9 protein-coding genes are annotated in these 13983 nt (G+C 43.3%); all 9 read left to right on the top strand.

What is annotated here, in order from left to right:
- Nucleotides 1-200: 200 nt before the first annotated feature.
- The 9 genes from KU855_RS09820 (at nucleotide 201) to KU855_RS09860 (ending at nucleotide 13830) form a co-directional block, all read left to right on the top strand.
- Nucleotides 201-1406, top strand: a complete 1206-nt coding sequence (locus KU855_RS09820) for a porin (RefSeq protein ID WP_218530112.1) — start codon at nucleotides 201-203, stop codon at nucleotides 1404-1406.
- Nucleotides 1407-1779: 373 nt separating this feature from the next.
- Nucleotides 1780-4530, top strand: a complete 2751-nt coding sequence (locus tag KU855_RS09825; RefSeq protein WP_256260964.1) for a TonB-dependent siderophore receptor — start codon at nucleotides 1780-1782, stop codon at nucleotides 4528-4530.
- 468 nt (nucleotides 4531-4998) lie between these two features.
- The gene (locus tag KU855_RS09830) at nucleotides 4999-7857 is read left to right on the top strand and encodes a TonB-dependent receptor domain-containing protein (RefSeq protein WP_218530113.1); all 2859 of its coding nucleotides are present in this window, start codon (nucleotides 4999-5001) and stop codon (nucleotides 7855-7857) included.
- A gap of 1014 nt (nucleotides 7858-8871) precedes the next feature.
- The gene (locus KU855_RS09835; protein WP_218530114.1) at nucleotides 8872-9654 is read left to right on the top strand and encodes a DUF3450 domain-containing protein; all 783 of its coding nucleotides are present in this window, start codon (nucleotides 8872-8874) and stop codon (nucleotides 9652-9654) included.
- Nucleotides 9654-11006 carry a MotA/TolQ/ExbB proton channel family protein gene (locus KU855_RS09840; RefSeq protein WP_218530115.1) on the top strand — a complete coding sequence of 451 codons (1353 nt, stop codon included), beginning with the start codon at nucleotides 9654-9656 and terminating at the stop codon, nucleotides 11004-11006. Before KU855_RS09835 ends, KU855_RS09840 begins: the two co-directional genes overlap by 1 nt.
- Nucleotides 11006-11533, top strand: a complete 528-nt coding sequence (locus tag KU855_RS09845; protein ID WP_218530116.1) for a MotA/TolQ/ExbB proton channel family protein — start codon at nucleotides 11006-11008, stop codon at nucleotides 11531-11533. Before KU855_RS09840 ends, KU855_RS09845 begins: the two co-directional genes overlap by 1 nt.
- A gap of 14 nt (nucleotides 11534-11547) precedes the next feature.
- The gene (locus KU855_RS09850; protein ID WP_218530117.1) at nucleotides 11548-11952 is read left to right on the top strand and encodes a biopolymer transporter ExbD; all 405 of its coding nucleotides are present in this window, start codon (nucleotides 11548-11550) and stop codon (nucleotides 11950-11952) included.
- Between the two features lies 1 nt (nucleotide 11953).
- The gene (locus KU855_RS09855; RefSeq protein ID WP_218530118.1) at nucleotides 11954-12574 is read left to right on the top strand and encodes an energy transducer TonB; all 621 of its coding nucleotides are present in this window, start codon (nucleotides 11954-11956) and stop codon (nucleotides 12572-12574) included.
- Nucleotides 12575-12576: 2 nt separating this feature from the next.
- Entirely contained in the window at nucleotides 12577-13830 is a 1254-nt protein-coding gene (locus KU855_RS09860) for a lipopolysaccharide assembly protein LapB (protein WP_218530119.1), read from the top strand.
- Nucleotides 13831-13983: the final 153 nt, after the last annotated feature.

The raw sequence follows: 13983 nt of genomic DNA on the forward strand, positions 1-13983 counted from the left end.
GTTGTTAGTTTGGTTAACGTTTGGTTTATTGCTCGTTAACTGCGCGTAATCGCAGCATAAAAATGATAACTGGCGCATATTTCTGGATAGTTCGTCTTTGAGTGAACGCTAATGTTTTGCTAATCTCGTTGCCACTAGGAAGGTAGTAAAGCAACGGATTGGGGATGACAATTAAAACCACTAAGGTTAGGTTCACTCAAATGAAAAAGACACTCGTAGCAAGCGCTTTGGCCGCTATCATTGCAGCGCCAGCAGTCAATGCAGTAGAACTATATAAAGACGACACCAATTCTGTAAGCATGGGCGGCATTGTTGATGCTCGCGTTGTTAGCGCCGATGGCGAAACTGATATGGCCAATGGTTGGTCACGTATCTATTTCACTTCTGAGCACCAGCTGACCAATGGTTGGAGTGCATTCAGTAAATTTGAGTGGGGCGTCAACCCTTTCGGTAACACCACAGTTAATGTTAACGATAACAATGAATTCTCTAACTCTACCAGCAACTTCCTGAACAACCGTTTAGGTTATGTTGGCCTGAGCCATGACAAATTTGGTCAGGTTAGCTTTGGTAAGCAGTGGAGTGTATGGTACGACGTAGTGGGTGCCACTAACCAGCCATTTGCCTTCGATGGTAATGCTTCAGGTACTTACACTTACAACAAGGCTGATGGTTCTTTCAACGGTACCGGTCGTGCTGATAAAGCCATTCAATATCGCAATGCTTTCGGTGATTTCAGCTTTGGCGTGCAGCTGCAATTGCAGCAAGATGATTTTCAAGTTGACGAAATTCTGAATGTTAACCCATTCCCACCACAGAACTTTGCCAATGGTTCGGCGATTGCTGCCAACCCAATGACAACCGTTGAGTACAAGAATACCTATGGTTTCTCTGCTACTTACGCCATGAGCGATAAGCTTAACCTGATGGTTGGCGGTAACATGGGTGAGTTCGATGCAATCACTTCTAAAGGCGTAAGCTTTAGCGAAACTGACTATATCTATGGCGTAGGCATGAGCTATGGTGATTGGAATGATGGTTTATATGTGGCGGCAAACGTTAACAAAAACCAAAACCATGACACCGATAATGCCGGTCGTTTACTGCCTGAATCAGTGGGTATTGAAACCTTAGTTAGCTATAAGTTTGATAATAATCTGCGTCCTTTCTTAAGCTACAACCGCTTGAAGGCCAGTGACTCATATGCTGATACCTATGGCAGCAATGATGAGTTCGACCGTCAGTTTGTGACTGCTGGTGTTCATTATTTATGGACTAAGCAAGTGACTTTATATGCCGAAGGCCGGGTAGATTTCAGTGACTTTACCGTATCAGGTGACTTAGCTAAATTAGCTGACGCTGGCGAAGGTAATGCTGTTGCTTTTGGTGTAATGTATAGCTTCTAACGATACATTTGTTGAATAGTTGTTAATTAAAAAATGGCTGAATGATTTATTTTATTCAGCCATTTTTCGTTTAGTAAAATATAGTTTATTTACTAATTAAAGTTTCAGTAATTGCGATTTTTTCTGCTGCAACGTTTGATCGTTTTAGTATTTTCGTCTAGTAAGGTTGTCGTCAATAAATGTTAATAAATTTAACATGTTGCACCTATGTTAAGTTGTTATCTTTTATTTGTGATTGTTTGTTTATTTTTATTGACATTTGTTATTTCCTGTGGTTTTATTATGTTAAGTATGACGCATTAATAAGTTTCATATTTATTTAGTGACCTTTGCTTGTACTAAACATAATTAGAAATCCAGGGAGTTGTTTATAATGGATAAAAATAAAATTAATAAGGCGATTCGTTTCGCTTTAATAAGCGGCGTCGCGACAGCCGCATTCAGTACCCCCACCTTGGCAGCAGAAGCTGGCGCCGATAAAGTTGAACGTATTGAAGTCACCGGTTCACGTATCCAACGTACCGATATGGAAACGGCAACGCCTGTGACTATTTTCAGTGCTGAAGATATCGATAAAACGGGTTTCTCTACCGTATCGGAATTCTTGCGTACTACCGCAGCTTCTGGCGGTTTTAATGAATCATCAACCTTGAGTCAGGCCGCGGGTGCTTCGTCGGTTGGCTTGCGTGGTTTTTCGCCTGATTACACTTTGATTTTGTTAAACGGCCGCCGTTTACCAAAGAACTCGGCCGGTGGTATTTTCACCGACGTTAACCAACTCCCCATCGCCGCGGTTGCTCGCATTGAAGTGTTACCTGATGGTGCTTCAGCCATTTATGGTTCTGATGCGGTTGCCGGTGTAATTAACATTATTACCAAGACCGATTTTGACGGTTTGGATTTCTCGGCGCGTTACGGGGCTGCCATTGAGCATATGGATGCCGATGAAGCCAACTTCTCGCTGGTGGCTGGCGCTTCGAATGACACAACCAATATCTTATTTGCCGCTGAATATTTTGAGCGCAAGCCAATTGAAGCGGTTGACCGTAAATTTGGTAGCACGGCTAATATCGAAGGTCATGAAGGCGGTAATGGTCAGTCGACTTGGGGTATCCCAGGTTTCACTCTGATTGGTGGTCAGAAAGGCACAGTTTCTTCTACTCAAGGGACTGCGCCATGGTCAGATTGTCCGGCCGATGATATTTTAAGTAACGGTCGCTGCGCCTATGATTTTGCGCCGTTATACCAAATCCAACCGGCATCAGATCGTCAGTCTATCTTTACCGCTATTAACCATGAGTTTAGCGATGATTTAACCATGGACGGTCAGTTCCGTTATTCTCGGGCTTATACCCGTACTTCAAACGCACCATCACCGGGTGCCGTTGAAGTCACTAACAGCCCCTACTTGTATGATTTCTTATTGAACGATCGCTATAAAGATGATCAAGTCACAGGTCAGCAAGTCATTGATGAGCTTAAAGCCGGTGATGCTTATGTGTATGTCGGTCGCCGTTATTTAGACTTCCCAAATCGTCAAAAAGATAATACCAATGAGACATTTGAGTCAGTGGTTGGATTAAATTACAACATCGACGATAACTGGAACTTAGATTATGACCTTGGCTTCTCTCGTCTGACTAACCGTCAGATCGGCGCTGCAGGTCAACTCTTAATTGAAGGTGTTGAAGATGCTTTTGCCAATGGCGACTTAAATCCATTTGTGATTAATGACTGTTCATCGCCAGAATTATCGCAGACATGTAAAGACTTACAAGCGTCTATTCACCGTACCGGTGAATACAAGATGACGTTTTCGTCCTTAGTGCTGTCAGGCATGGCTCCTATCGAATTATGGGGTGGTGATATTGGCTTGGCAACCGGTCTTGATTATCGTAAAGAAGAGTACTCAGATCGCTCGGATCCAGCCTCTGTTGCCGGTCAAGTGATTGGTGGCGCTGGCTCAAATGGTGGTGGCAGTGCGACTAACTATGCGGGTTTTGTTGAAGTCTCTTTGCCAGTCCTCGATAACCTAGAGGTTAACTTAGCCGCTCGTCACGATATGGCAGACTGGGAAGTGAATGATGACAGTAAAACAACCTACTCAGCCAAAGTGGCTTACACGCCAATCGATGAGTTACTGCTGCGCGCCAGCTATGGCACCGGCTTTAAAGCCCCAAGTTTAGATAGCTTATATTTAAATGAGTCATCAGGCGTTCAATTTGCCATCGATACTAAGCTGTGTAACGCTGCCGGCAATAATCCTGCCAGTGCAGATTGTAAGCGTTTAGAGCTCAATTCTAAATCAGGGGGTAACGTCAACCTAGAATCTGAAACCTCAGAGTCTTATAACTTAGGTGCTGTGTATCAAATCACCGATGACTTATCATTCTCTATCGATTATTGGTCGTTAACGGTTGATAACATCGTAGGTAGCTTAAGTATTCAAGAAATTCTGGATGCCGAAGCGGTAGGTGAACTGACTGAGTTAGTGGTGCGTAACGCTCAAGGCCGTTTAGATGATTCTGCTCGTACTGGTTATGTCAGAACTAACTTACAAAACCTCACTGAGCAAAGTGCTAAAGGTCTGACGTATGACCTGCAATATTCTGGCGATTTCTCGTTCGGCGGTTTAAGCGCGGTATTACGTGCTGAGCAGTATTTATCGTATAAGACCCAGTCTTCAGCAGTTCAGCCTTTGTGTGATTGGGCCGAAGATGATGCGATGGAGAAGTGGCGCTTAAATGGTAACGTTACTTACACAGTGGGTGATGTGGCTACGACCCTGAATGCGCGTTGGTTACAAGGCTATGATCAGTATCAAAAGCGCAATACCGGTAACAATTCTTGTCAATTAGTGGGCTGGTATGATGTCGGTTCTGATGTTGATGCAAACGGTGACTTAACCGAACCAGGTCGTGCTCAGCATGTTGGCAGTTATGTGCAGTTTGACCTGACGAGTGTCTACAATATCGATAATCACAATAAAGTGACCATGGGTATTCGTAACCTGTTAGACCGTCAGCCATCATTTAGCGATCCGTACAGCTGGCCATTCTATGACCAAGGTTCATACGACAACATCGGTCGTTTTGTTTACCTGCAGTATGACGTAAGCTTCTAAAAATAGTTAGTAAGTCAACATCCAAAGGCCTCATTCGAGGCCTTTTTTTCGCGTCATTATTGTACTAACGACCAAATGAGCGGTCAGCGTATTGTCACATCAAAATTCCTTATGACTGCTGACGTCATCCTCAGAGGCTTAATCAGCGTATTCACAAATCATTCGCTATAAAAAACAACACAAAATAACATTAGACTTGTGGATCATGGTGTTATGTTTTTTTTGCGCTGTGTTTTACATGCCGAAGCACAATGTTTTGTGCAATATATTTGTATTTTTATGCAACAAACCCTCAAGAAATAAACGAGTTGCACTGAAACAGTTGTTGCTGCCATGTTGCGAAATGGTGTTTTATGTGTTTTGATGTTACCAATGCGTTCTCATTGAACGCTGTTTGCTTATCATCAGCCTAAATCGGGGTTGATTTATAACAAGATAAAACAAGATAAAACCAGGGAGATATGAACGATGCGTCCAAATAGCTTACTTGCTAATTCAGTGCGTTTAGCATTGATTGGTTCTGCGGCTGCCTCTTTCACAATACCAGTTGCATTAGCAGCTGAAGAGGCTGTAGACAATAATATTGAAAAAATTCAAGTAACCGGTTCGCGAATTAAACGAACCGACATGGAGACTTCAAGCCCAGTTCAAATAACAACTGCAGAAGAAATTCAATCGATTGGTTACACAAACATTGAGGAGGTGTTAAATCAGCTGCCTCAATTAGAAGCTGCATCAACGCAGCTGCAATCTAATGGTGCATCTGGTGTGGCAACATTGGATTTACGTGGTTTAGGTTCTAACCGAACTTTAGTGCTCATGAATGGTCGTCGTTTACAGCCTGGTGGGGTGTACTCCCAAGCGCCTGATGTTAACCAAATACCAACTGCTTTAATTAAGCGAGTTGAGGTGTTAACCGGTGGTGGTTCATCTACTTATGGTGCGGATGCTGTTGCTGGTGTTGTTAACTTTGTCATGGATGATAAGTTTGAAGGTTTTGAGCTTAAAGTTGGTGGTTCAGGATTTCAGCACGATAATGACAACAAATATATTCAAGGGTTAATGGATGAAAAAGGCTTTGACTATCCTTCCGGTAACTCTGGCCTAGACGGAAAAAGCACAAGCATAAGCCTTGCGTTAGGTGGTGCATTCGCTAATGGTAAAGGTCATGCAACGGCATATGCAACATGGAAAAAATCTGACGCCTTACTTCAAGGTGAGCGAGATTATTCTTCTTGCGCGCTGAATGATGCCGGTACTAGTTGTGGTGGTTCAGCAAACGCTGTAGTGCCAAACTTTTTCTTTTACCCTGTAGTAAATGGTGAAGTAGATTATACGCAGGAAGCGTTTTGGAGTTTAACGTCTGACGGTACGTTTAGCCCTTACGATGGAACCAATTTATATAACTATGCTCCGATCAATCATTTCATGAGACCAGATGAGCGTTACACGCTTGGTGCATTTATTGATTATGAAATCAATGAGCATGCAAGACCATTCATGGAAATCTCCTACATGAATGATAATACTGATGCTCAAATTGCTGAATCGGGTACTTTCTTCAATGAAGAGTATCGTTTGGATTTTAATAACCCATTATTAAGTGCCGCGCAGAAGCAACAGCTCCAAAATGAATTTGGCTTAGGTGCTAATGATGAGTTCGTTGCATACATTGGTAAGCGAAATGTAGAAGGTGGGCCACGTGCTTCATTGCTAGAACACAATTCGTTTCGTATTGTGACTGGTATTCGAGGTGACATCAATGATAGCTGGAGTTATGAAACTAGTTATCAATTTGGCCAAACAAGCTCAAGTGCCGGTTATATCAATGATTTCTTTGGCCCTCGTATTGGTCAGGCAATTGGTGCCATTGGCGCGGATGCATGTACTGGAGACTGTATTCCTTATGAAGTGTTTACATACCAAGGTGTAACTGCTGAAGCTGCAAAAAATCTTACTGGAACAGCAATCCTTAACGGTGTGACGACTCAAACAATTTATCAGGGTTTTGTCTCTGGTGATTTTGATTACGCACTGCCATCAGCGTCCTCTTCAATTGCCGCTGTATTAGGTGCTGAGCGCCGTGAAGTTGCGTTTGAAAGAATTGCAGATGAAGTATTTGCAAAAGGTCTTTTGCTAGGTCAGGGGGGCCCCACTGAAAGCTTGATTGGTGGCTATAATGTCAATGAAGTGTTTGCTGAATTGAGCGTACCACTTGTAAATGATGCTCCTGGCGTCGATGCATTGATTTTAGATTTAGGTGGCAGATACTCTGATTATAATACCACTGGCGGTGATACTACTTATAAAGTCGCTTTAGATTATTCTCCAGTCGAAGATTGGAAGTTACGAGCAAGCTATAATCGCGCTACAAGAGCACCCAATGTCGGTGAATTATTTGCCGCCCAAAGCATTGGCTTGTTCAGTGGTTCGGACCCGTGTAGTGGTGCAACTCCAACGGCATCTGCTGCTGAATGTGCTCGCACCGGGGTAACTGCAGCTCAATACGGTAATATATCAGCATCTCCTGCTGGTCAGTACAACCAATTTGGTGGTGGTAATACTGAGCTTCAGCCAGAATCAGCCGATACATTCACCTTAGGACTGGTTGCTCAGCCGTTTGATAACTTTAACTTTACTGTTGATTATTGGGACATTCAGGTTGAAGACGTTATTTCAACTGCTGGCGCTCAACTCATACTCAATTCGTGTGTATATCAAAATCAATTCTGTGATTCAGTTTCTCGTAGTAATTCTGGTAGCTTATGGATTGGTGAAAGTGGCTTCGTAACTAACCTTACCGATAACTTAGGTGGACGCCATTGGCAAGGTGTGGATTTAAATGCCGCCGCTGACTTTGATTTATTTGGTGGTAGCTTAAATACTACCCTTGCGGGTAGCTATAACATCAAGAAAGAATATGAGCCAGTGACTGGTTTGGATGAATTGACGTACGAATGTTCTGGTAATGTTAGTGTCGATTGTTTCGCACAACCGAAGTGGCGTCACATCCTTTCTGCCAGTTATAATATGGATACATGGTGGCAAGCAACAGTGCGCTGGCGCTACTACGGTGCTGTAGATTACACATCTGCAACTCGTGTAGATACCTTGGTTGAAAATGGTATTTCTTCTCAAAATTATTTTGATTTAGTGGGTAACTTCTTTGTCACTGAAAACGTAGAGATCAGAGCCGGTGTTAACAACCTGTTTGATAAAGAGCCGCCAATGGTAGGTAACACATTATCAAGCAATGCGAATGCTGTAGCAGGTTACTACGATACTTTAGGTCGTTACTTACACGCGACAGTGACTGTTAAGTTCTAATATCATTAACTAGGCATAACATCATGTCGTCAATGTTGGTCCTGTTTTAATGGGGGACCGGATTAAACAGGCTCAACATTTGATGATAAAGTAAAAACCGAGTGCATTTGCACTCGGTTTTTTTATGCTGGCAAGTCTACCCCGCCGTCCGCAGTCTATCGCAATATTCCCGCGTGCTCCGCCTAAGTTAACATATCGAAATGGCTGCTAATTCTATAAAATTTCGAGTAAAAAGCACGCGCATGCCTTTGGGGCAGCTGTCATCGAAGTGCGAGGCAGTTTGATTAAGCCTAATGATCTAAAAAGGTCATAATTGCGCTTTGTATCAACCCCAAGCTTATGAACACGCCGTGGTTACTTTAGCCTGTGCATAAGTAGATAAACCTTGGCTTCTGCCCATGACGCCCACTCCTTGATGCGAGCAATAAGATAACCCAAGATTTCTACTCGCAAGTAGACTAAGTTTGAATATAGCCGCCAAAACCCGTATCAGTCTGTCTCGGCTAAGCATGAGTCGGCACTTGGGGTGGATGGCTCTTGTAAGATGACTCGGGTGATAAATGCTTTTCTTGCACAGCCAATCTCTAGAACAGCGCTTGGCCAAACATGCTCGGCATGGTTAAATGATTACCATATGTAATCGTTTTATATCAATAAGATACTTGTCATACCCAATCAATATACTTAACACAAAACTAGCATGGGACACATAGCTTGCGTACTCACGTTTGCACCAAAATTTACATAAATTTGATTTTATATAGTTAAGCCTAATGAAACGTATATTTTTGTTATTTTAGCTGGTGTCCGATTGTTGACATAGGTCAACATTTTGTGAAATGATGCGAGCGGGTCTATACCATTCTTTGGTGTAGAGAAGTAAAGAAAAGACTAACAATCACAAGAGAAAGACATACTTAGCGGTAAAGTATGTAAGTTCCACCCCCAAGGTGTTGCGAACCCATTCATTACCTGCAAGTTAACTTTTTATTCACTTCAAATTGGTTGGGAACTATGTCCAAGGTAAGCAATAGAACAAAAATCGCTACTGCACTTGTTGGCGCTCTGGCGTTAGCCAGCAGCAACCTAGTGGTTGCAGATCCACTTACCGACGTGCAAAAAGCAGATAGCAAAGTCCACGCTGAAGCCGCTGCGTCACAGAAAAAAATTGATAAATACTATGATCAAGCGCAAGACATGTTGTTTGAATACAGCACTGTTGCCGATGAGCGTGAATCACTGAAAGCCTACAATGATTACGTTGCAACCTTAGTTGCAGATCAAGAAAACACCATGGGAGCCATTCAAAACGACATCAATGGTATTGATAAACTACGCCAAGGCGTGGTGCCATTAATGTTCAGCATGGTTGACTCTTTAGAACAGTTTGTTCAATTAGATTTACCTTTCAATACTGAAGTTCGTGCTGAGCGTGTTCAGAACTTGAGAAATTTACTGAATACGGCCGAAGTGTCACTGGCAGAAAAGTACCGTTTGATTTTGGATGCTTACAGCATCGAACGTGAATACGGTAACTTTGTGGCTGTGAAAACCGGTCAAATTAATATCGATGGCAAAGAGATTTTGGTTGATTTCTTTAACTTGGGGCGCGTTGCCTTATACGCCCAAAGTCTAGATCAGCGTTCAGGCTGGATCTACAACCCGGAAACTCAGTCATGGGATGTGCTGGATGATAGCTATATGCGTGAACTGACGAAAGGTATTCGCATTGCTCGTAAGCAAGGCGCACCTGATATGTTCGCATTACCAGTTCCAGCTGCGGAGGCTGCACAATAATGAAAAAGTTAATGATTTCAGCTGTGGTTGCAGCAACTTTTGCTTTATCTGGTATGGCAGTTGCTGCTGATCAGCCGAAGAACATTGAGCAATTGCTTAAACAAGTTCAGGTTGACCGCGCAAATGCCTCTAAAACAAACAGCAAGCGTGAGGCTGAGTTCAGAGCCGAAACTGGCGACAAAGCGGCCATGCTCAAGCGTGAGAAAGATGCGTTAGCTGCTGAGCGTCAACGTGGTAAAGATCTTAACCAAGCTTTCCTTGATAATGAGCGTAAAATTGCTCAGTTAGAAGAAGATTTAAAAACAGCTCAAGGTGACTTGGGTGAGATGTTTGGTGTGGTTAAAGGCGAGGCCGGTGATTTTGCTGGTAAGCTGATCGGTTCAAATATCAGTGCGCAATACCCTGGTCGTGAAGTGTTTATTGCCGACCTTGGTGCCCGTAAGCAATTACCAAAAATTGAAGAGTTACAACGTTTTTGGGAAGAGCAGTTATTTGAAATGGTTGAAAGCGGCAAAGTCGTTAACTTCCAAGGTAAAGTTACCGATATCGAAGGTAACGTTCGCGATACGACCATTACCCGTGTGGGACCATTCAACCTGTTAGCCGATGGTGAATACGTCGTATTCAACAACGAACTTGACATCATCCAGGAGTTATCACAACAACCAGACGGTTATGTGGTCAGCACCGTGGCACCGTTCCAATCTGCCAATGCCGGGACTGAAACCCTCTATATTGACCCTGTCAAAGGTGTACTGTTAAGTATCTTTACCCAAAAAGCCACCATTGAAGACCGTATTGAAGCTGGTGGCCCAATTGGTTACATCATTATTGCTTTGTTGGCCTTAGGTGCATTGATTGCCCTTGAGCGACTGATCACTCTGTATATTGTGGGTGCTAAGGTTAAGAGTCAGCGTAAGAACTTGGATAATCCAGGTAATAACCCGCTGGGTCGTATCTTGAAAGTCTATCAAGAGAACAAGAATGTCGATGTTGAAACTCTTGAGTTGAAACTTGACGAAGCTATCTTGAAAGAAACACCAGCGTTAGAAGCGCGTATTTCTATCATCAAGGTACTCGCTGCTATCGCGCCTATGATGGGTCTGCTCGGTACAGTAACCGGTATGATTGCAACCTTCCAAAGCATTCAGCTGTTCGGTACTGGTGATCCTAAGCTGATGGCGGGTGGTATTTCGATGGCACTGGTCACCACAGTACAAGGCTTGATTGCGGCACTGCCACTGATGTTACTGCATGCGATTGTGGTTGCACGTAGCAAGTCAATTGTACAAATTCTTGAAGAGCAGAGCGCTGGTATTATCGCCGCGCACGCTGAGAAGAGGGCTGACTAATGATGCTATACCTGATGGATATTTGGGATTCCGTCAGGGGCTTCATGGCCTCCGGAGGCGATGTCCTCTGGCTGGTTGCGGTAGTGTTATTTTTAATGTGGGTGTTAATGCTTGAACGTTATTGGTACCTCAATTGGGTGTCACCAAAACAACATAAAGCCATTATCGCTGCATGGGAACAACGGACGGACACCACGTCCTGGTATGCACACCGCATCCGTGAAGCTTGGGTATCCCAAGCTAAGCAAGATTTAACTGCACGTATGCTGATTATTAAAACCTTAGTTGCAGTGTGTCCAATGATTGGTCTGTTAGGCACAGTAACGGGGATGATTTCAGTATTCGATGTAATGGCAGTTCATGGGACGAGTAATGCTCGTATGATGGCAGCTGGTATTTCAATGGCGACCATGCCGACAATGGCGGGAATGGTAGCAGCACTTTCAGGCGTATTCTTTAGTGCTCGGTTAGATGCCAAGATGAAAATCAGTCTTGAAAAGCTGAAAGACAGCCTGTCACACCACTAGAAGAGAGATTAAACATGGCACGTAAAAAGCATTCCGGTATGGATGAGGAAGCGCAAATTGATATGACACCGATGCTCGACATCGTGTTTATCATGCTGATCTTCTTTATTGTGACGACGTCGTTTATCAAACCTTCCGGTCTTGACTATAACAAGCCTGAAGCGTCCCAGGCGACTAAAAAGCCTTCTGCGAACATCTTTATTGGTGTGAGTAAGACTGGCGTGATTATGATGGAAAACCGTCAGGTTGACATTGAGCGTGTAACCGCAAACGTTGAGCGCATGTTGGCAGAAGCTCCTGAAGCTGCAGTGTTAATTCAAGCAGATAAAGAAGCACAGCATGGCTTAGTGGTTAAGGTGCTCGATCAAGTGAAGTCAGCCGGTATTTCTAAAATATCAGTATCAGCGGGGAACGAATAATATGCTAAGAGCAATAGTATCAATCATCGTTGGTGCTGCTATTACTTTTGCTCTGTTCGTATTTATGGCGTTTTTGATTGGTGGCGGCGCTAAGCGCGCCGAAACCAGTGAAGATGCACCTGTTATTGAAATTACGATGGATAAACAGGATGCGACAGCACAGAAGAAGCCAAGGGTAGTTCCTAAGCCACCACCACCACCAGAGAAGCCACCTCAGTTGGATCCGACTCCGCCTGATACGTCTTCAGACATTGATAGCAATATGTCGTTCAATATGGGTGGTGTTGCGGCCGGCGGTTTAAGTACTGGCTTTAAATTAGGCGATATGATGACTCGTGATGGCGATGCAACCCCGGTGGTTCGTATCGACCCTCAATGGCCGGTGCAAGCACTGCGTGATGGTAAAGAAGGTTTTGTTCAACTGAGCTTTACTATTAACGAGCTTGGTGGCGTTGAAGACATTGAAGTGATCAATGCCGAGCCAAAACGACTCTTTGATCGTGAAGCCAAGCGCGCATTGTCAAAGTGGAAGTACAAGCCAAAAATTGTTGATGGTAAGCCAATGAAGCAACCTGGCATGACAGTTCAACTGGACTTTACACTCGATAAGCAAGGGAGATAAGCATGCGTAAAGTTAGTAGCTATGCAACCGCATTATTATTTTCTCTGTGTGGTGGCAGTTTAGTCTTGTCTCCTTTGGCATTAGCTAAAGGTGACTGTCCGATTGACAATCGCAAATCGCAAGCGGTCGGTGAGCGTAGTGGTAAGAAGGTACAACGTTCTTACGAAGCTTACACCAACGGTAGCCTTGATGAAGCGATTGGTATTTTGTTAGAAGTGAATCCTAGTGATACTTTTGATAAAGCTTATGTTGCTCGTATGCTGGGTAATTTCTACGCTGAAAAAGGCGACATGTCAGCGTCGAGAAAATACTTAAAGCAAGCGGTAGATGCCGATGTGCTAAGCGGTACGGATCATGCGGGTACCTTACGTCTTTATGCTGATATCTTGTTACAAGAGAAACAGTTTAAAGAGGCCATTCCTTATTATTATAAGTGGATTGATTTTACTTGTAAGACCAATGATGCCACGGTTTATAAGCGTATTGGTGTGGCTTACACTGAGCTTGAACAATGGGATAAGGTACTTGAAGTGGCGAACAAGGGTATTGAATTGGCCGATAAGCCCGATCAAACCCTTTATCAAATGAAACTTACCGCTTACTACAACAAAAAACAGTACAAAAATGCTGTATCTGTACTGGAGACAATGATCCCTATTTGGCAAACTGAAAAACGCCTATGGGTCCAGTTGGCTCAATTTTACGTAGTGACTGAAAGTTATGATAAAGCCTTGGCAACCTATGATTTGGCCTATAAAAATGGCTTTTTGGAAACCGAAGCAAACATTACTCGTTTGGCGCAACTGTTAAATCAAAAGGAGTCTCCGTATCGTGCGGCTCAGATTTATCAGAAAAACCTCGATAATGGCATGATCCCTAAGAATGAAAAGTCATATAAGTTACTTGCGACTTTTTATCAAAATGCCAAAGAGTCGTCGGATGCTGCTAAGTATTATGGCTTAGCTGCAGAGGCGGGTAATGATGGTGAATTATACTTGCGTCAAGGACGATTATTGTCACTTGAACAAGAGTATAAGCCTGCAATTGCAGCGTTCAAAAAGGCACTTGATACTGGCATTAAAAACCCAGGTGAAGCACAGTTTGAATTGGCGTTGGCTTATTTAAACTTGAAGCAATACAAGCCTGCGTATCAAAATGCGTTGTTAGCCGCTAAAGATAAAAAGACAGAACGTAGTGCTAAGAGCTATATTTCTTATATTAAAGAAAAAGCTCGCATTAATAACATTACGCTCTAATTGTTTATCGGCAAAAAAACCCGCTTAGGCGTAATGCCGTTCACTTAGTGTGAACGGCATTTTTCTTAGACTTAATGGGATACTTGTTTTTACTCATTTTTAACGCACGTGGATAGGCCCTATCCCGTTTCCCATCAAGCTTGAACTGTCTCG

This window comes from Shewanella sp. NIFS-20-20, assembly GCF_019209865.1.
Lineage (GTDB): Bacteria > Pseudomonadota > Gammaproteobacteria > Enterobacterales > Shewanellaceae > Shewanella.

Bases quoted from the DNA above. Each gene is read 5' to 3' on its own strand.
- KU855_RS09850 (WP_218530117.1), top strand. From the start codon at position 11,548: ATGGCACGTAAAAAGCATTCCGGTATGGATGAGGAAGCGCAAATTGAT.
- KU855_RS09835 (WP_218530114.1), top strand. From the start codon at position 8,872: ATGTCCAAGGTAAGCAATAGAACAAAAATCGCTACTGCACTTGTTGGC.
- KU855_RS09820 (WP_218530112.1), top strand. From the start codon at position 201: ATGAAAAAGACACTCGTAGCAAGCGCTTTGGCCGCTATCATTGCAGCG.
- KU855_RS09860 (WP_218530119.1), top strand. From the start codon at position 12,577: ATGCGTAAAGTTAGTAGCTATGCAACCGCATTATTATTTTCTCTGTGT.
- KU855_RS09840 (WP_218530115.1), top strand. From the start codon at position 9,654: ATGAAAAAGTTAATGATTTCAGCTGTGGTTGCAGCAACTTTTGCTTTA.
- KU855_RS09830 (WP_218530113.1), top strand. From the start codon at position 4,999: ATGCGTCCAAATAGCTTACTTGCTAATTCAGTGCGTTTAGCATTGATT.
- KU855_RS09855 (WP_218530118.1), top strand. From the start codon at position 11,954: ATGCTAAGAGCAATAGTATCAATCATCGTTGGTGCTGCTATTACTTTT.
- KU855_RS09845 (WP_218530116.1), top strand. From the start codon at position 11,006: ATGATGCTATACCTGATGGATATTTGGGATTCCGTCAGGGGCTTCATG.
- KU855_RS09825 (WP_256260964.1), top strand. From the start codon at position 1,780: ATGGATAAAAATAAAATTAATAAGGCGATTCGTTTCGCTTTAATAAGC.